Annotated in this window: 14 protein-coding genes and 1 rRNA gene; 12 read left to right on the plus strand and 3 right to left on the minus strand. The window is 45.7% G+C overall.

Annotation, left to right across the window (positions count from 1 at the left end):
* Positions 1-73: 73 nt before the first annotated feature.
* Both rnpA and rpmH read right to left on the minus strand, forming a co-directional pair.
* The gene (gene rnpA, locus QP794_RS11075) at positions 74-424 is read right to left on the minus strand and encodes a ribonuclease P protein component (protein ID WP_024629518.1); all 351 of its coding nucleotides are present in this window, start codon (positions 422-424) and stop codon (positions 74-76) included.
* 267 nt (positions 425-691) lie between these two features.
* Complete coding sequence (rpmH, locus tag QP794_RS11080; protein ID WP_024629517.1) at positions 692-826, minus strand: 50S ribosomal protein L34; 135 nt, start codon at positions 824-826, stop codon at positions 692-694.
* A gap of 794 nt (positions 827-1,620) precedes the next feature.
* Between rpmH and QP794_RS11085 the strand changes: the two genes are divergently transcribed.
* From QP794_RS11085 to gyrB, 9 genes are all read left to right on the plus strand, one after another.
* Positions 1,621-2,295 (plus strand): GntR family transcriptional regulator, encoded by a 675-nt coding sequence (locus QP794_RS11085; protein ID WP_285076431.1) that lies wholly within the window; start codon positions 1,621-1,623, stop codon positions 2,293-2,295.
* A gap of 245 nt (positions 2,296-2,540) precedes the next feature.
* Positions 2,541-3,902, plus strand: a complete 1,362-nt coding sequence (locus tag QP794_RS11090) for a GntP family permease (RefSeq protein WP_024629515.1) — start codon at positions 2,541-2,543, stop codon at positions 3,900-3,902.
* Positions 3,903-3,989: 87 nt separating this feature from the next.
* Positions 3,990-5,537 (plus strand): gluconokinase, encoded by a 1,548-nt coding sequence (gene gntK / locus QP794_RS11095; protein ID WP_285076433.1) that lies wholly within the window; start codon positions 3,990-3,992, stop codon positions 5,535-5,537.
* 772 nt (positions 5,538-6,309) lie between these two features.
* A complete protein-coding gene (gene dnaA, locus QP794_RS11100; protein WP_024629513.1) occupies positions 6,310-7,656 on the plus strand; it encodes a chromosomal replication initiator protein DnaA in 1,347 nt (448 codons plus the stop codon).
* 221 nt (positions 7,657-7,877) lie between these two features.
* Positions 7,878-9,020: a DNA polymerase III subunit beta gene (gene dnaN, locus QP794_RS11105; RefSeq protein WP_285076435.1), complete on the plus strand. Its 1,143-nt coding sequence runs from the start codon at positions 7,878-7,880 to the stop codon at positions 9,018-9,020.
* 16 nt (positions 9,021-9,036) lie between these two features.
* A complete protein-coding gene (gene yaaA, locus QP794_RS11110) occupies positions 9,037-9,252 on the plus strand; it encodes a S4 domain-containing protein YaaA (RefSeq protein WP_024629511.1) in 216 nt (71 codons plus the stop codon).
* 57 nt (positions 9,253-9,309) lie between these two features.
* Positions 9,310-10,422: a DNA replication/repair protein RecF gene (gene recF, locus QP794_RS11115; RefSeq protein WP_024629510.1), complete on the plus strand. Its 1,113-nt coding sequence runs from the start codon at positions 9,310-9,312 to the stop codon at positions 10,420-10,422.
* A gap of 13 nt (positions 10,423-10,435) precedes the next feature.
* Positions 10,436-10,684 (plus strand): extracellular matrix regulator RemB, encoded by a 249-nt coding sequence (remB, locus tag QP794_RS11120; RefSeq protein WP_017691405.1) that lies wholly within the window; start codon positions 10,436-10,438, stop codon positions 10,682-10,684.
* Positions 10,685-10,830: 146 nt separating this feature from the next.
* Positions 10,831-12,741: a DNA topoisomerase (ATP-hydrolyzing) subunit B gene (gene gyrB, locus QP794_RS11125; RefSeq protein ID WP_024629509.1), complete on the plus strand. Its 1,911-nt coding sequence runs from the start codon at positions 10,831-10,833 to the stop codon at positions 12,739-12,741.
* Positions 12,742-12,829: 88 nt separating this feature from the next.
* Here gyrB and QP794_RS11130 read toward each other — a convergent pair whose 3' ends face one another.
* Positions 12,830-13,774 carry a YheC/YheD family protein gene (locus QP794_RS11130; protein WP_285076441.1) on the minus strand — a complete coding sequence of 315 codons (945 nt, stop codon included), beginning with the start codon at positions 13,772-13,774 and terminating at the stop codon, positions 12,830-12,832.
* A gap of 426 nt (positions 13,775-14,200) precedes the next feature.
* Between QP794_RS11130 and gyrA the strand changes: the two genes are divergently transcribed.
* From gyrA to QP794_RS11145, 3 genes are all read left to right on the plus strand, one after another.
* Positions 14,201-16,756 (plus strand): DNA gyrase subunit A, encoded by a 2,556-nt coding sequence (gene gyrA / locus QP794_RS11135; RefSeq protein ID WP_285076443.1) that lies wholly within the window; start codon positions 14,201-14,203, stop codon positions 16,754-16,756.
* A gap of 217 nt (positions 16,757-16,973) precedes the next feature.
* A complete protein-coding gene (locus QP794_RS11140) occupies positions 16,974-18,092 on the plus strand; it encodes an HD-GYP domain-containing protein (protein WP_285076445.1) in 1,119 nt (372 codons plus the stop codon).
* 546 nt (positions 18,093-18,638) lie between these two features.
* Positions 18,639-18,918 (plus strand): 16S ribosomal RNA (locus QP794_RS11145); the annotation flags it as partial.

An 18,918-nucleotide genomic window follows, 5' to 3' on the forward strand; every position in this document is an offset into this window, starting at 1 on the left:
TCATAACCCCTCTCTTAACCATTCCATTCCACCGTAAATCATACCATAATTAGGAGGACAAATAAACCGAAGCTTACCGCTTGCCCGACTTCAAAAGAGAGCCCTTGCGCATCGCATGCAGCAGGCTTTTTTCCATATCCTTATAGGACATGTCCAATGCACCTTTTCTGACGATAAAGATCAGATCCATCTGCGTGACAATCTCTTTCTCATGATGACGTACAATTTCCTTAATCATGCGTCTCATCCGGTTGCGTACGACAGCGTTTCCGATTTTCTTGCTGCAAGATACACCCACTCGGAATTGTTCTGTATCTTTACGACGACAGCCATACACCACAAACTGATGATTGGCAAACGATTTCCCATACCGGTATACGCGGCTAAAGTCCGCCCGGTTTCGTAAACGCAGTCTTTTATACACGGCGCTTCTCCTTGCTGTTTTCCACCAACATTATTGACGAAGCCCTCATTACTGATTTAGTATAGGCTTTCTTGAATAACGATAAACCGTCTTGGCGGCAACTTCATTATATAAGGAACGTTTTCGAAAAAACGGACATCTCATTCATTGAACATCAATATGCACTTATGCTTTTGCGCAGCCAATTCAGACCTGACCTATACCAGCATCCAGTCTGAAATGACCTATTTAAGAAAAAAAAGACCACCTCGGTGGTCTTCACATGCATTAAGCACTCAGGACTTTACGGCCTTTAAGGCGACGTGCAGCCAGAACTTTACGTCCGTTGCTCGTGCTCATTCTTTTCCGGAAACCATGAACTTTTTTACGTTTACTAACGTTCGGTTTGAATGTAGGTCTCAATGTATTGCACCTCCTTACAAGGAAATACTTATGTGATGAATCACTTTCATCTTCACAGAAAACACCTTTATACATTTAACCACGAACAACTGGAAAAGTCAACTGCGAGCCTCTTGCCTCCTTTCTCCTTTTAATGCCTATTCCACCCTGTTTTAACGGCCATGGATACGTCCCCCTGTTTACAACCTTCTTACAGCAGCATGTAGAAGCTTCAAAAGTTATCCCCAAGTCCCGTTTCATTCACCAAAAATCGATTTATACGGTTATCCACACCCTTTAAACCCCTTCATTCTAAGTTTGATTATTATTTCCAAGTTATTCACATGTGGATAAGGATTATTTGCCGATTCACAGGTTTGTTTCACTGGCTCTACTTTCGGTTAATATAGATACGTTTCTAAAGACTGTAGTCGTTAGCTATAGATAGTTATAACTTAAGAGACCAATGAATTATGGCTTTAGAAAATGATATTCTTAAAATTTAATGTATCCGCTTTATTATTATGGTTTACAAGTTTTCAAGAAAGGTGTAGGATAAAAAAATCACATCTTGTATACAAGTATACTCATCCAAAATGAAGTGAATATCTAGCCTTATCTAAGGGAATACATTACGTCCTCAAGCTCTTTGAAAAATCCATTGGAAACAGTATGACGTTCCTATATTCTGCACGCGCACAGAGAAGCTGCCATTTATTCTCGTTATAAGGATTGATTCAATATGCTCAATCCACAAAATAGTTGTGCTATGATCAGTATTGAACTGATTACTTATAATAGGAGCGTTAGCCATTATGCTGTTTCCATCATCCTGGCTTCAGGGAGCTTCCCGCGGGGAAGCCATTGCCTGCGAATTAAGGCTGCGGATCATCAGCGGAACCCTTCGCCCTGGCGAAATTTTGTCAGAAAATCGGATTGCCGCTGATTTTGACAGCAGTCGATCGCCTGTACGTGAAGCATTAAGAACATTGTCGAATGAAGGACTTATTCGGCTGGAGCGTATGGGTGTCGTTGTCATTGGATTGAAAATTAAAGATGTCGAGGAATTGTATGACGTCCGTTTCCTGATTGAAAGTTTTGTACAGCAGCGACTTGCCGGGGATGTGCCAGAACAATTGATTACCCAGCTTCGTAATGTAATAGACAAAATGGATTTGGCTGGACGCCACCAAGATGCAGTTGAATTTGCTTATCAGGATTTGGTCTTTCACGAGACCATAATTGAAGCCGCCCAGCATTCCCGTATTTTACATCTATGGAGAAGCATTCGTTATGTTGTCATGACAGTCATGCTGCTCACCACCCGCAGGGTATTTATTCAGGGCGAACAGAAAGTAAGCGCTGTTATTGATAAACACCGTCTGCTAATTGAGGCCCTTGAATCAGGTGACCAGGCACGGATTCAATCTGGAGTCCGCACGTATTTCCAGGATTCAGGCCAGACGCTGCACGAAAGCTTTGATTCCTAATGACACGGTGGTGAAATTTCATTCACTTGATGGCATATCGTGCAGGGAGTTTGCAATCATATCCATTGTGAATGATTGCTCTCCAACTTGTCGACAAGTATACAAAATGCGATTTGTTTCAATTTTTTGGGGCATATTAAGGAGGATTAAGCATCCCACGCTACATGAAACGTAGAGCAAATTCCCTCCACCTGATCCTAGATCAGTTGTAAGCGCTATATATCATAAAAAAAGGAGCAAACCTCATGAGCACTCTTTTTGGGCTATCCCACAATGCAACATTATTGGTATGGACATTGATTGCAATTGTATTTCTAATCGTATTGATCTCCAAATATAAATGGAATCCTTTCATTACTCTTTTGTTATCAGCATTAATGCTTGGTTTACTCGCGGGTATGAAGCCTGCCGATGTAATTACTTCTATTACTGGCGGACTTGGCGGCACACTTGGAACGATCGCCATCGTTATCGGTCTGGGCACCATGCTTGGTAAGATGATGGCTGAATCCGGCGGAGCCGAGCGTATAGCTACCACACTTGTGGATCGTTTCGGTGTGAAACGTGTGCACTGGGCGATGATGATTGTCGGTTTTATCGTCGGTATTCCTGTATTCTTCGAAGTTGGCGTCATTCTGCTGATCCCGATCATTTTCACCGTTGCACGTAAAACCAATATGTCGCTGCTGCAGATCGGTATTCCGATTTTGGCAGGTCTCTCTACTGTACATGGTCTGGTTCCACCTCATCCGGCACCCATGATTGCCATCGAAGCGTTCAGCGCCGATTTGGGTAAAACGATCTTGTACTCTCTTATTGTAGGTATCCCTACTGCTATTATCGCTGGACCTCTGTTCGGTAAATTTATCGGTAAAAGAATACATACCGAACCGCCTGCAGAGCTGGCTGAACAATTCGCTACGAAAAAAAGTAACGACTTGCCCGGTTTCGGAATAACCTTGTTTACCATCTTGCTGCCGGTCATTCTGATGCTCATTGGCTCCATCGCCAATATCGTAGACCCGGACGCCACAAGCGGATTTACCGTTTTCTGTGAATTTATCGGCCATGAAATTATAGCTTTGCTGATCTCTGTCGTGTTCGCCCTCTTTTCACTCGGATTCTCACGCGGGTTCAACAAACATGACATCTCCCGCTTCACCAGTGAATGTCTGGCGCCTACGGCGACCATCATTCTCATTATTGGCGGGGGCGGTGCGTTCAAACAGGTGTTAATTAACAGTGGTGTAGGTAATGCCATTGCTGAGGTCGCAACACATGCCAATATTAATGTAATCCTGTTCGCCTGGCTTGTAGCCGCACTCATTCGGGTTGCTACCGGTTCAGCAACTGTGGCAATGACGACAGCTGCTGGTATTGTAGCTCCGGTTCTTGCACTAACACCAGGTGCCAATATTGAGTTGGTTGTACTCGCTACCGGTGCAGGTTCACTTGTTCTCTCCCACGTGAATGACGCAGGCTTCTGGATGATCAAGGAATTCTTCAATATGAGCGTCTCACAGACGTTGAAGACGTGGACCGTTATGGAAACACTACTATCTGTCGTTGGACTGATCTTTATTTTGCTGCTAAATACAGTCCTGTAAATTGAATATCTATATAGAAGAAGAATTTAAATTCACACACTTAGAGTTTTAATTTTACGGGTTCAAAAGAAAGAAGGTTTATGTAATATGAACAACTATATGATTGGTATGGATATTGGTACAACCAGTACCAAATCCGTACTATTTACGGAGCAGGGTGAAGTGGTAAGCACATCAACTCAGGAATATCCTTTATACACCCCAGCTCCGGATGTGGCTGAGCAGGATCCAGAACAAATTGTGCAAGCTGCCCTTCGCTCCGTACGCGGCGTGATGGATAATAGTGGCGTAACTGCGGAACAAATTATGTTCGTGTCCTGCAGCTCTGCCATGCACAGTCTAATTGCGATGGGGAAGGATGATACTCCCCTCACCCGCTGCATCACTTGGGCTGATAACCGGAGTGCAGCTTGGGCTGCCAAGCTGCAGGAGAATGGACTGGGACATCGGATCTATTCGCGAACAGGTACACCGATTCATCCCATGTCGCCACTGACCAAATTAATGTGGCTGCGCCATGACGAACCTGAACTTTTTCAACGCACGGCCAAATTTGTTTCTATTAAAGAATATTTGTTCTTCCGACTGTTTGGTCAATATGTCGTGGATCACTCCATCGCCTCCTGTACCGGCCTGCTCAATCTGGAACAGCTGGATTGGGATGCCGAAGCCCTTGAGGTTGCAGGCATTACAGCTGACCATCTATCGAAGCTCGTCCCGACCACACATACTATAGAAGGAATGGATCGGACATGGGCTGAAAAAATGGCTCTCTCCCCCTCTACACCCTTCGTCATCGGTGCAAGTGACGGGGTTTTGTCCAATCTGGGCGTGAATGCCATTGAGCCTGGCGTTGTGGCAGCAACGATCGGCACCAGCGGTGCCATCCGCACCGTTGTGGACCGTCCCGTTACCGATCCGAAAGGCAGAACCTTTTGTTACGCCCTCACCGAGAATCTTTGGGTCATCGGAGGACCTGTGAATAACGGTGGCATGCTTTTCCGCTGGGTACGAGACGAATTCGCTGCCTCGGAAGTGGAAACAGCCAAACGGCTCGGCATCAATTCCTATGATGTACTCACCAAAATTGCTGAACGCGTCAGCCCCGGTTCGGAAGGACTTCTATTCCATCCGTACCTTTCAGGGGAACGTGCCCCTTTATGGAATCCGGACGCCCGCGGTTCCTTCTTTGGTTTGACCCTTCATCATCAGAAAGAGCATATGATCCGTGCTGTGCTGGAAGGGGTTATTTTCAACCTGTATACGGTACTGCTGGCCATGGAAGAACAGATCGGACAACCAACCTCCATTCAGGCAACCGGTGGTTTCGCTCGTTCCCCACTGTGGCGTCAGATGATGTCCGATATATTCAACCAAGAAGTCATTGTGCCCGAGAGCTTCGAGAGTTCCTGTCTGGGGGCCGTTGTGCTCGGTCTCTATGCTACAGGGCGAATTAAGTCCCTTCATGCCGTTTCATCTATGGTAGGTACAACGCACAAGCATACCCCTATCAAAGAACATGCATCGATCTACCAGGAGCTGCTCCCCATCTTTATTCGCATTTCGCGAAAATTGGAAGAAGAATATGCAGACATCGCGGAATTCCAGCGTAAATTTTCTGCTCATATCGAGTAAATCCTCCTCTTATAACCACCTAAAAGAGGTTGTTCTCTTTGACCACCATTCGGTCTTAAAGAACAACCTCTTTTAGGCATAAACCAATCTGCTGCAATGGAGTCACATCCATCTTCAATGTTTGCGTGCATATCTAGTATCCTACCTCTTTTAGGTATAAATTCTTCATTCAGATCATACAAATTAGTAAACGCTCCTCACGTACTATCAGGCTTCTCCTTGATCTCCCATACCATTCATTTTGTCGTTCCTCCATTCCGCTTTTCGAAAAAAGGAAGACGAGCATGAAGAGGCACCCTCCTGTAAATCCCCAATACGACCATTTTCACTTTACGGTTATCCACAGAGAGGTTATTCACAAATCGAGAATACTTTTACACACAATTCGGCATCATTTGACGAATAACCTGTGTATAAAATAATTTGGGTTTTTGGGTCATCTTGTCGAAAGTTAAACAATTTATAAACAATATATTGTGTTGTGATTAAAAATTATACACAAGTTATTGAATTTGTGGATAAAATCACGTGATACATTGAAATGCCGGGCTTCTTTTGCTATGATTGTATTACTTTTGGATGTGAATATGTGATCTGACCCATAATATTATCAACAGCCTGTGGATAAAGTTGTGAACAATTTTCCGTTGTTCATTCTTTTTTTGTTTTCGACCTGCGGGGGTTTGGGGATAAATTCAACAATATATCTCGTATTTCGACACTGCATCATGGCTTAAGCCACACTTGGAACATGTAAAAGGAGTGACAGTCTGTGGACAGCCATACTTCTGATTTATGGCAGCAAATTTTATCAATTATACAAAACAAGCTCAGCAAACCCAGCTTTGACACTTGGTTCAAAGCAACCAAAGCAACCAAGCTGAATGATCGTTCGATCGTCATATCCGCACCAACCACGTTTGCCGTCGAATGGCTGGAGAGCCGTTACACCAAACTGGTCGGATCGACGGTATATGAGCTGCTTGGCAAACAGGTCGATGTGAAATTTGTCATCGAGGAGAACAAGCCTGCTGAACCGGATCCTCAACTGCCAGCGCCAACGCCTACAGTTGTTCAGGAAGAAGCGGTACTCAGCATGCTGAATCCAAAATATACATTCGATACATTTGTCATTGGGCCGGGCAACCGTTTTGCCCACGCGGCATCGCTGGCGGTCGCTGAAGCGCCCGCCAAAGCATACAATCCTCTGTTTCTCTATGGAGGGGTAGGTCTCGGCAAAACTCACTTGATGCATGCAATCGGGCATTACGTCCTGGAGCATGATCCGGGCAGCAAAGTTGTTTATTTGTCATCTGAGAAATTCACGAACGAATTCATTAACTCGATCCGTGACAACCGCGGGGAGAGCTTCCGTAACAAATACCGTAGTGTCGATATTCTGCTCATTGATGATATTCAGTTCTTGGCGGGAAAAGAATCGACGCAAGAGGAATTTTTCCATACGTTTAATGCGCTGCATGAGGAACGGAAACAGATCATCATCTCCAGCGACAGACCGCCGAAGGAAATTCCGACTCTGGAAGAACGGCTTCGTTCCCGTTTTGAGTGGGGGCTAATTACGGATATCCAGCCTCCAGATCTGGAGACACGGATTGCTATTTTGCGTAAAAAAGCGCGTGCGGAAAATCTGGATATTCCGAATGAGGCGATGATGTACATCGCCAACCAGATTGATACCAATATTCGCGAACTGGAAGGTGCCTTGATTCGGGTTGTTGCCTATTCTTCGTTGACGAATCAAGATGTAACCACTCATCTGGCAGCTGAAGCACTGAAGGATATTATTCCTTCCAGTCGTCCGAAAATGATCACTATTCACGACATCCAACAAAAGGTCGGCGAGTATTACAGCCTTAAACTTGAAGATTTCAAAGCACGGAAGCGGACCAAGGCTGTTGCCTTTCCAAGACAGATCGCCATGTATCTCTCTCGTGAGCTAACTGACTTCTCTCTGCCCAAGATTGGGGAAGCATTCGGAGGCCGAGATCACACCACGGTCATACATGCGCATGAAAAGATCTCCCAGGCGATTAAAGTCGATCAAGATCTCTATAAAGTTATCAACAACTTAACCGAAAAAATCAAGAATCCAACCTGAATAAGTCCCAAGCCTGTGCACAACGTATACACATGTGGATAGGCTTGGGCTTATGGGTTTATACCCACTTATCCACATATTCAGTGCCCCTATTACTATTATTACTATAAAGATCTAAAAGATATCATCTCCAAATAAGCGATTTTGAAGCTCGGCCTCCGGCCTTTTGAAAAACACATTTCAACACCTCAACACCCAAAAAACCCGCTAGGAGTGAAACCATGAAAATCAGCATAATGAAAAACTACTTGAACGAATCCATCCAGCAAGTTTCCAAAGCCATCTCAAGCCGTACGACAATTCCGATTCTGAGCGGTATCAAATTCGACGTTAATCATCAAGGGGTGACGTTGACAGCAAGCGACACCGATATTTCAATTCAATCCTTCATCCCGCTTGAAGATGGAGATAAAAGTGTGGTTCAGGTAGAACAACCAGGTAGTGTTGTACTGCCAGCCAAGTTTTTTGTCGAGATCATCAAAAAGCTGCCTTCGCAAGAAGTGCACATGGAGGTAAAAGAAAACTTCAACACCTTTATCTCCGCAGGAGCTACCGAAATTCAACTGGTTGGTCTTGATCCGGAAGAATTCCCAGTATTGCCAAGCATCGAAGAAAACCAAACCGTCTCCATCCCAGGAGATTTGCTCAAAAATATGATCAAACAAACCGTATTCTCCATTTCCACCCATGAAACCACGCCGATTCTGACAGGTGTACTCTGGAGTTTGGGTGACAATGAACTGAAATTTGTGGCAACGGACCGTCACCGTCTTGCTACTCGTTCAGCAATGCTGGATAATGCAGAAGGTGTGCGATTCAACAATGTCGTGATCTCGGGTAAAACGCTGAACGAACTCAGCAAAATTGTGCCGGATCAAAATACACTTGTGGATATCGTTGTCGCTGACAATCAAGTCCTGTTCAAAATCGACCGTGTTCTGTTCTATTCGCGTATTTTGGACGGAACTTATCCGGATACTTCTAGAATTATTCCGACTTCGTACAAAACAGAACTTGTTTTGGATACCAGAAAATTAAGCGAATCTATCGACCGGGCTTATTTGCTGTCGCGTGAAGAAAAAACAAACATTGTGCGGATGCAAACGATGGATTCGGGATCGATCGAAATTTCATCAAGCTCTTCCGAACTGGGAAAAGTAAGAGAAGAGATCGAACCTGCCGACTTTAACGGCGAACCGCTGAAAATCTCGTTCAACTCCAAATATATGCTGGATGTGCTGAAAGTGGTGGAGAGTGAGCAGCTGATGATCGCTTTTACTGGCGTCATGAGCCCGATCATCCTTAAACCGCTGGACGACAGTCACAGCTTGTACGTCATATTGCCTTACCGGACGACCAACTAACGAGAGGAAGATCATAGTGAACCAAGTAGCGATACGTACGGAATATATTAAGCTTGACCAATTTTTGAAACTGGCCGATTGCATCCCAACCGGAGGCATGGCCAAAGCTCTGCTTCAGGACGGACTTGTACGTGTGAATAAAGAGCCTGAGGAACGCCGGGGACGCAAGTTATACCCTGGGGATATCGTTGAGGTGGACGGAGAAGGTTCGTTCGAAGTTGTCGCACAATAAGAAGACCAGTTAGATCCTGCTGCCTCCTGACGGACGGGATAAAAGGGAGGTTACCGCGTGTTTGTGAACAGCATAGATCTGCAGCAATTCCGCAATTATGAACATCTGAGACTGGATTCTTTTGGTCCTGTGAATCTATTAATCGGGCAAAATGCCCAAGGCAAGACCAATCTTGCAGAAGCCATTTTTGTGCTTGCACTCACCAAGAGCCACCGTACATCCCGCGACAAGGAACTGATTCGTTTCGGTGAAGAACGTGCCAGGCTTGCAGCAGAGGTCGACAAAAAGTACGGATCAGTCAAGCTCGAGCTATCTTTGTCGCAACAAGGCAAAAAAGCAAAAATCAACGGACTGGAACAGCGCAAGCTGAGTGATTTTGTCGGAGCGCTCAATGTGGTGATGTTTGCACCGGAAGATCTTGAGATTGTCAAAGGCACACCGGGGGTCCGCCGTCGGTTTCTTGACATGGAGATTGGCCAGGTGGCTCCGGGCTACCTGTATCATTTGCAGCAATATCAAAAAGTGCTCGTCCAGCGTAACAATCTGCTCAAGCAATTATGGGGACAGAATGCTTCAGCCCAGACCATGCTTGAGGTGTGGAATGAACAGCTGGTGGAGCACGGTGTTAAAATCGTCAAAAAAAGGAAACAATTCATAAAGAAACTGCAAAAGTGGGCTGAAACGATTCATCAGGGCATCACCGGAGGCGGAGAAGTCCTGCGCCTGGCCTACCTTCCTTCCTTCAGCGAAGCCGCTGAGGAAGATGAAGCTGTCTTAATGGACCAATTTATGATAAAATTATCACAAATGAAAGAGCAGGAGATTCGCCGAGGCACAACGCTTAGTGGGCCGCATCGGGATGACCTGTCCTTTTTCATTAACGATCGGGAAGTACAAACGTATGGCTCGCAGGGGCAGCAGCGCACAACGGCGTTGTCCCTTAAACTTGCGGAAATTGAACTGATTCACGAAGAAATCGGAGAATATCCGGTCCTGCTACTGGACGATGTACTGTCTGAACTGGATCCTTTTCGTCAGACGCAGCTGATCGAAACTTTCCAGAGCAAGGTGCAAACCTTTATTACGGCTACCGGTATCGAGAGTCTGAACGTTGACAAACTCAAGGATGCCAGTATTTATCACGTTCATGCCGGACAGGTTGAACGCTAAGGAGTGAGGGCTTATGTACATTCATCTGGGCGGTGAGAAGATCATCCGTTCTTCCGAATTGGTTGCTATTTTTGATATATCGATTGAAAAATCCTCAAAAATCTCCAAGCAGTATGTCACGCATGCCGAGCAGGAAAAAACAGTGGAGCATATCGGTGAAGAGGAAGCCAAGTCCATTGTTGTGACCAAAAACATTGTGTACTACTCGCCTATTTCCTCAGCTACGCTCAAGAAGCGAGCTCACATTTTTCCTGATCTCTAGCCTATCGGCGGTACGAGTTATTGTACCTTTTGCTGCTTGTTTTTATTTAGATTGCTTACTGGAATTAAGGGGATTTGTTCGTTTCAGCATGCATTCTTAGTTAACGCATATTTACGATATTGAATCTATAGAAGTAGGTGAAAGGCATGTCTATGAATCAACCGTCATATGGTGCAGATGAAATTCAGGTACTTGAAGGGCTGGAAGCCGTACGTAAACGACCGGGGATGTATATTGGTTCCACCAGTGCCAAAGGTCTGCATCATCTCGTTTGGGAAGTAGTGGACAACAGTATTGACGAAGCACTCGCAGGTTATTGTGATCATATCGAAGTTACTATTCATGAAGATAACAGCGTCACTGTAGTCGATAATGGGCGGGGAATTCCTGTCGGCGAACATGCCAAAATGAAACGTCCTGCGCTTGAGGTTGTAATGACTGTTCTGCATGCGGGCGGTAAATTTGGCGGTGGCGGGTACAAAGTATCCGGTGGTCTACATGGGGTAGGTGTATCCGTCGTCAATGCTCTATCAGCAAAAGTTGTTGTTACAGTTAAGGTTGACGGCCACGTGTATCAACAGGAATACCGTCGCGGTGCTCCTCAGTACGATCTGAAAACGATCGGTACAACGGAGGAAACGGGAACAACAGTTACGTTCCATCCGGATCCGGAGATTTTCACGGAAACAAGAGTGTATGACTATGAAATTTTGCTGACTCGTATTCGTGAGCTCGCGTTCCTGAACAAGGGAATTGGCATGACTTTAACCGATGAACGTACAGGTGTAACCAACTCTTTCCTGTATGAGGGCGGTATTATCGAGTATGTCTCCTTCCTGAACCAGAAGCGTGAAGTGATGCACGAAAACCCGATTTACGTGGAAGGATCAAGAGACAACATCCAAGTGGAAGTGGCGTTGCAATACAATGACAGCTACACCGAGAATATTTATTCTTTTGCGAACAACATCAACACACATGAGGGCGGAACGCATGAATCTGGCTTCAAGAGCGCTCTTACCCGGATTATCAATGATTATGCGCGCAAAGCGGGCGTAATCAAAGACAGCACAGGCAACCTGTCCGGGGATGATGTACGTGAAGGTCTAACAGCGATCATCTCAGTCAAGATCCCTGAACCGCAATTTGAGGGACAGACGAAGACCAAGTTGGGTAACAGTGAAGTGCGCGGAATTGTCGAATCCCTGTTTGCTGAGAAGCTGCAGGAATTCCTGGAAGAGAACCCTTCCGTATCCCGTCGCATTTTGGAAAAAGGACTGCAAGCTGCCCGTGCACGTGAAGCAGCACGTAAAGCCCGTGAACTGACACGTCGTAAAGGTGCACTCGAAGTCAGCTCTTTGCCAGGTAAATTGGCCGACTGTTCATCCAAGGATGCTTCAATCAGTGAATTGTACATCGTCGAGGGTGACTCCGCCGGTGGATCAGCGAAGCAAGGACGAGATCGTCACTTCCAGGCGATTTTGCCGCTGCGTGGTAAGATTCTGAACGTGGAAAAAGCACGTCTTGACCGGATTTTGGGCAATGCGGAGATCAGAGCGATCATTACCGCAATGGGTACCGGAATTGGTGATGACTTCGATATTGCCAAAGCACGTTATCACAAAATTATTTTGATGACGGATGCCGACGTCGATGGCGCCCACATCCGGACATTGCTTCTGACATTCCTCTATCGCTATATGCGCAAAATCATTGAGGCAGGTTATGTATACATTGCCCAACCGCCATTGTTCAAGATTGAGCGCAATAAAGTGATTCGTTATGCTGGCTCCGAGAAGGAACGCGATGAAATCATTGCAACGCTCGGCGAAAATGCGAAGTTTAACATCCAGCGTTATAAAGGTCTCGGTGAGATGAATGCCGGACAATTGTGGGAAACGACGATGGACCCTGAGAGCCGGACGATGCTGCAAGTATCCATCAGCGATGCGATGCTGGCTGATGCCATGTTCGATACCCTGATGGGAGATAATGTTGAACCTCGTCGTGACTTCATTCAGGAAAATGCAAAATACGTGAAAAACCTCGACATCTAACGATATTCGATAAGGCGCCTGCGAGGGCGCCTTTTTACATTATGGGATCATAGTCTAGAGAATCTTAGTCTGGACATTGGCGTGGCTGTTATCGGTGTATACGGCTTTTGGCAGAGGGGGCCTGGGCTTTGGGGGAGGTACGAGATGTTTTCCCTTTTTTGGAGGGTAATCTGCCGTACGCCCTCGCGTAACGTTTGATCTTCCGGTACGTTTCCTTATCAGGCAACAGGCCAAAAGCATAGATGCCTGGCAAGGTGTTGACTTCAATAATCCATGGCCGTCCATCTTCATCCAGTGCAATATCAATCCCGATCTCTTTGAGCCTTGGAAATGACTTCTGCAGTTGTACCGCTGTATGAATGCCTAAACGATATAGCTCACTGCGCAGTTGCTGAAACCGATCCTTGTCAAAATGAGGGCGTACCAACTCATCAAAGGTGGCCAATCGTCCGCCGCCATGAATGTTGGTAATGATCTTGCCTGGTGCAGCAATCCTTCCCAGAATGCCTGTCGTTTCCCAGTTGCGCTGTAGATTTTTCTGGGTTAATACCCGCAGGTCAAAAGGCAATTCATCATGCTTCATCAGTGGAATACCTTGTTGAATGATGTAGTCACGCTTCTGAATACGTTTAGTGAGCGCCAAGTCCAGTTCATCTAGGGAATGGAAGTATCTCTTGTCGGTCCCATATCGAAGCTCATATGTTGTCATGGGGATTGCAGCAGAGATTTCAGCGCTAATTTCATCGCTTGAAGCAGATAGTTGCTCGTCAACGTTTTCGGATCGTGTTTCCTCGATGGTGGATACGGCTGAAGGGATTGCCAGTGGAAATTTACGGATTTTTTTTACCCGCATGACGCCATTGCCATAAGTTCCCCGATCCGGTTTGATATAGTTTGACTCAAATAGTTCAGTCATTCGTTCAAGGGCTTGGCGGCTATACTGTCGTGTTACCGGTATATATCCATTCACATTACGGCTGCGTTGTAACACAGCTGTCTTGGTCCATTTGCTGGAGACACGCTGGATACCCAAGAGCCATCAGTCCTTTCCTGTTATGATGGGGTTTCTAAGAGTGACAGACGCGGAGAAATCAAAGGACAAGAGATGATTTCAGTGGTATAATAGAGAAATATGGCGTTTTGTGCGGTTTTGTTGCACAGATGTAGTTTGATCGTAGAACGGGAACAGCTTCAGCCTGAATATACACAGTACATTTGCCGCTTTTTTTAGCATTGTATGTGCAAATGGAGAGGAAGGCAGGGCGAACCCCCAGACTCTCTGAAGTTCCCGGAAGAAAGGCTATTGCCCAGCGGACGTTTAATTGTTTACCTTTTGTGAAAGTAATATAATAAAGAGTAGCGTCCTTGTGCGGTTTTAGCCTTGTTAGGCTCTTCACATATAATCGATTTTTGAATGACCGAATGGAATGTTTGTTGAAGGACAAGAAGGAGGTCCAGCATGGCGGAAGAAATGAACTCGCAGATTAAAGATCGGGATATTGGCGTCGAGATGCGTGAATCGTTTATGGATTATGCGATGAGCATTATTGTGAGCCGTGCCTTACCTGACGTGCGTGACGGATTGAAGCCGGTTCACCGGCGTATTCTGTACGCAATGTCCGAGCTAGGCATGACACCCGATAAACCACATAAAAAATCAGCCAGAATCGTCGGCGAAGTTATCGGTAAGTATCACCCACACGGTGACTCTGCTGTATACGAAACAATGGTACGGATGGCACAGGATTTCTCCCTGCGCTACATGCACGTAGATGGGCATGGTAACTTTGGATCGGTGGATGGCGATATGGCAGCAGCCATGCGTTATACGGAAGCTCGGTTGTCCAAGATTGCAATGGAAATGCTCAGAGACATCAACAAGGATACAATTGACTTCCAGCCGAACTATGACGGTGAAGAAAGTGAACCTATCGTTCTTCCAGCTCGTTTTCCTAACTTGCTTGTCAATGGTGTTGGCGGGATTGCGGTAGGTATGGCGACAAATATTCCTCCTCATAACTTGGGAGAGGTCATTGACGGCGTACAGGCCATGATCAAAAATCCGGACATCACTTCCATGGAATTGATGGATTACATTCAAGGACCAGACTTCCCAACCTCCGGTTACATTTTGGGACGCTCCGGAATTCGTCAAGCGTATCAAACCGGACGTGGTTCAGTAACGATGCGGGCCAAAACCAACATCGAAGAGAACAACAACAAGGCACGGATTATCGTTACGGAACTTCCTTATCAGGTGAACAAGGCAAGACTCGTTGAGAAAATTGCTGAGTTGGTACGTGATAAAAAGATTGATGGCATTACGGATCTTCGTGATGAGTCTGACCGTAACGGTATGCGGATTGTGATTGAGCTTCGCAGAGACGTGAATCCGGGTGTTGTGCTGAACAACCTGTACAAGCATACAGCGATGCAGTCCACCTTTGGGATTAACATGCTCGCGATTGTAAATAAAGAACCTAAAATTCTGAACCTGCGTGAAGTGTTGTATCACTACTTGCAGCATCAGATTGAGGTTATACGCAGACGTACGCAGTTTGAACTGAAAAAAGCCGAAGCACGCGCACACATTCTGGAAGGCTTGCGTATCGCGTTGGATCATATCGACGAGATTATTGCGTTGATTCGTTCTTCCAGCAATACCGATGCAGCCAGAGAAGGTCTGATCGAGCGTTTCTCACTCAGTCACGATCAGGCTCAAGCTATTCTCGATATGCGTCTGCAACGCCTTACAGGTTTGGAACGCGAACGTATCGAAAATGAATACAACGAACTGATGGTCAAAATTAAGGAGTATCGCGAAATTCTGGCCAACGAGCACCTGGTGCTTGAAATTATCAGCACGGAGCTGCAAGAAATCCGTGATCGCTTCAGCGATGATCGTCGTACCGAGATTACTGTAGGTGAAGAGAGCATTCTGGACGAGGATCTGATTCCACGTGAAGAGGTTATCATCACGATTACCCATACAGGCTATGTGAAACGTCTGCCGGTATCCACATACCGCAGTCAGAAGCGTGGCGGACGTGGGGTAGTGGGTATGGACACCAAAGATACCGACTTTGTTGAGCATCTGTTTGTGACCAACTCTCACAATTACCTCATGTTCTTTACCGACAAAGGTAAAGTGTACCGTCTTAAAGCTTATGAGATTCCAGAGCTTGGACGTACAGCACGGGGAACCCCGATTATCAACCTGATTCAGATCGAGCAGGGTGAATCGGTCAATGCCGTGATTCCAGTTCAGGAATTCGAAAGTGACAAGTATCTGTTCTTTGCTACCCGTCAAGGGGTTGTGAAGAAGACGCCACTTGAGGATTACACCAATATTCGCAAAGGCGGTCTGATCGGGATTTCCCTGCGTGATGATGATGCCCTTATTGATGTTAAGCTGACAGATGGACAGCAAGAGATCATTATGGGTACAGCTCACGGGATGTCGATCCGATTCTCGGAAGGAAATGTCCGTTCCATGGGACGGAGTGCGACCGGGGTTAAAGGGATCACGTTGGATGAGCAGGATGTCGTAATCGGCATGGACGTTGTAGATCAGGAGCTGGATGTACTGATTGTTACAGCCAAAGGTTACGGTAAACGTACCCCTGTCAGCGATTATCGGATGCAGACTCGTGGCGGTAAAGGGATTAAAACCATTAACGTCACAGATAAAAATGGTGCAGTAGTCAGCCTGAAAATGGTTAAGACGGAAGAGGATCTGATGATCATCACTTCCAGCGGTACGCTCATTCGGATGAGTATGGAAGGCATATCCACCATGGGTCGATACACGCAAGGTGTGAAGCTGATTCATATTCGCGATGAAGATTCCGTAGCTACAGTCAGCCGAATTGACAAGAATGAGGAAGAACCTGAAGACGAAGAATGGATTGAAGGTGCGGAATCCTCTGATTCTGAAGGTCAAGAGTCAACTCTGGATGAGGGCTCGGTTTCCGATGCTGAAGTTGAGGGCGATGATTCAGGTTCCGAAGCATAGGATCCATTTTTCTATAACGAAAATCATTTTATGATTGCAATGAAGTTGGAGGGCTCCCATATGGGGGCCCTTTGTTATTTTCACAGCTTCAGGACCTCTCTCCTGGAAATATAGGATGTACAGCCTGATTCTTGAGTAATATAATGGGAATTAACGTGAAAAACCGGGACTATGGTCTTGTTTCATCATAGAAGAACGAGGAGTGGGGGGAATTTACATGGGATTAATCACCCTGTCAGAAGTCAAACCAGGACTTAAACTGGGAAATGACGTGCAAACGCTTCGTGGAAATGTTTTGTTTCAGAAAGGCAAAGTCATTTTGCCCAAAGATGTGGAAGTGCTCAGAGCTTTTATGATTCATCAAGTAGACATCGAGCAAGAGAGAACGGGGACAAGCAGCACAGGTTCCAAGGCTTCATCCACGTCTTCAGGCCATGCAGGTAATGAGAAGAACGGAGAACGGGTAGGCAAAGGCGGCAGCGCAGTCTCAACCCCGGTATTAACGTCCCTTCACGAAGAGTATGAAAAGATGGTTGGATTGACCAAAAAGGCTTTCCTGTCCTCCTTGGCGGCTGAATTACCTGTATATGAGCTGCGTACACAGCTTGAGGCATTGTTTGTTCATCTCAAACAATATAATGTGCTTACTTTTAGTCCACGAGTTATTCAAGAACATGATTATGTATATCACCATGCCGTATTGAGTGCCATGACATCCTATCAATTGGCCCAGTGGATGGATTTGCCGTCTAAGGACTGGATGCAGGTAGCTTTTGCAGGATTGTTCCATGATATCGGTAATAGCAAAGTAGACCCACAGATCCTCCATAAACCATCAACGTTAACGGCCTCAGAGCAGGCAGAGATCCGGCAGCATACGAAATATGGCTATCAGGTGCTGAAACAGGCAAAGGCCATCAATGAAGGAGCCAGACTCGCAGCGTTGCAGCATCATGAAAAAGTGGATGGATCAGGTTACCCGCTGCAGCTCAGCGGCACGCAAATTCATATCTATGCCAAGATTGTAGCCATCGCTGATATCTTTCACGCCATGACTCTGGAGAAGATCTATCGTAAGGCGCAGTCACCATACCTGGTTCTGGAACAAATTCAGAGTGAGGCATTTGGCAAATTAGACCCTGCTATCGTGAATGTATTTATTCAGCGTTCTACACAGATCCATAATGGTATCCGAGTGAAACTCAGCAATAATCAAATTGGTGAAATCATTTTCTCGGATCGGGATCATCCTACAAGGCCAATGGTATCGGTAGAGGGAACGATTATTAATTTGATGCAGCAAAGACAGCTCCACATCCAGGAAGTCATCGGCTAATCCATTAAAAAAAGCCTTTCCGAATAGGAATGGCTTTTTTTAATGGATGTCCATAAGTAAAGGATGAGAAGCAAGCGGATAGCAGGAATTAGAAGGGGAAAGATTTTCAATCTTGATATAAAGAGCTAGTTAATATAGAGATGAATAACCAATTAAGGGCATCTATATTAAATAGAGCGTAGAAGAGATAAATTAATTGAAAATAAAGCTTGCGTTTCGAATCTGTACATGGTATATTCTAATTCCGGCCAAGAAAACACGAGAAACACGGTGCGGCAAGCGAAACAAATAAGCTTCGAAAGAAACTTAAAAAAACAGCTTGCAAAGTTGGTTCGGATGTGATAAGATATAAAAGTTGCTGAGTTGAACGAAACTTAGTAGCGAAACAAGTTTGATCTTTGAAAACTGAACAACGAGTGAGTAAACATTCTGCTTGCAGAATGAACGCGAAAGTATGAAACAAGCCTTGGCTTGAATCGACTGGAGCACAAATGAGATTTTTAATCTCGTCAGATTCAAAATGAGCATATCGCTCTTTTCAATACTTTATTGGAGAGTTTGATCCTGGCTCAGGACGAACGCTGGCGGCATGCCTAATACATGCAAGTCGAGCGGACTTGAAGAGAAGCTTGCTTCTCCGATGGTTAGCGGCGGACGGGTGAGTAACACGTAGGCAACCTGCCCTCAAGTTTGGGACAACTACCGGAAACGGTAGCTAATACCGAATAGTTGTTTTCTTCTCCTGAAGGAAACTGGAAAGACGGAGCAATCTGTCACTTGGGGATGGGCCTGCGGCGCATTAGCTAGTTGGTGGGGTAACGGCTCA

Source organism: Paenibacillus sp. UMB7766-LJ446 (assembly GCF_030226665.1).
In the GTDB taxonomy this organism is placed as follows: domain Bacteria; phylum Bacillota; class Bacilli; order Paenibacillales; family Paenibacillaceae; genus Paenibacillus; species Paenibacillus vandeheii.

Excerpts from the sequence above, each read along its gene's own strand:
- QP794_RS11085 (WP_285076431.1), top strand. The coding sequence starts at position 1,621 with ATGCTGTTTCCATCATCCTGGCTTCAGGGAGCTTCCCGCGGGGAAGCC.
- QP794_RS11090 (WP_024629515.1), top strand. The coding sequence starts at position 2,541 with ATGAGCACTCTTTTTGGGCTATCCCACAATGCAACATTATTGGTATGG.
- gntK (WP_285076433.1), top strand. The coding sequence starts at position 3,990 with ATGAACAACTATATGATTGGTATGGATATTGGTACAACCAGTACCAAA.
- dnaN (WP_285076435.1), top strand. The coding sequence starts at position 7,878 with ATGAAAATCAGCATAATGAAAAACTACTTGAACGAATCCATCCAGCAA.
- remB (WP_017691405.1), top strand. The coding sequence starts at position 10,436 with ATGTACATTCATCTGGGCGGTGAGAAGATCATCCGTTCTTCCGAATTG.
- gyrB (WP_024629509.1), top strand. The coding sequence starts at position 10,831 with ATGTCTATGAATCAACCGTCATATGGTGCAGATGAAATTCAGGTACTT.
- gyrA (WP_285076443.1), top strand. The coding sequence starts at position 14,201 with ATGGCGGAAGAAATGAACTCGCAGATTAAAGATCGGGATATTGGCGTC.
- QP794_RS11140 (WP_285076445.1), top strand. The coding sequence starts at position 16,974 with ATGGGATTAATCACCCTGTCAGAAGTCAAACCAGGACTTAAACTGGGA.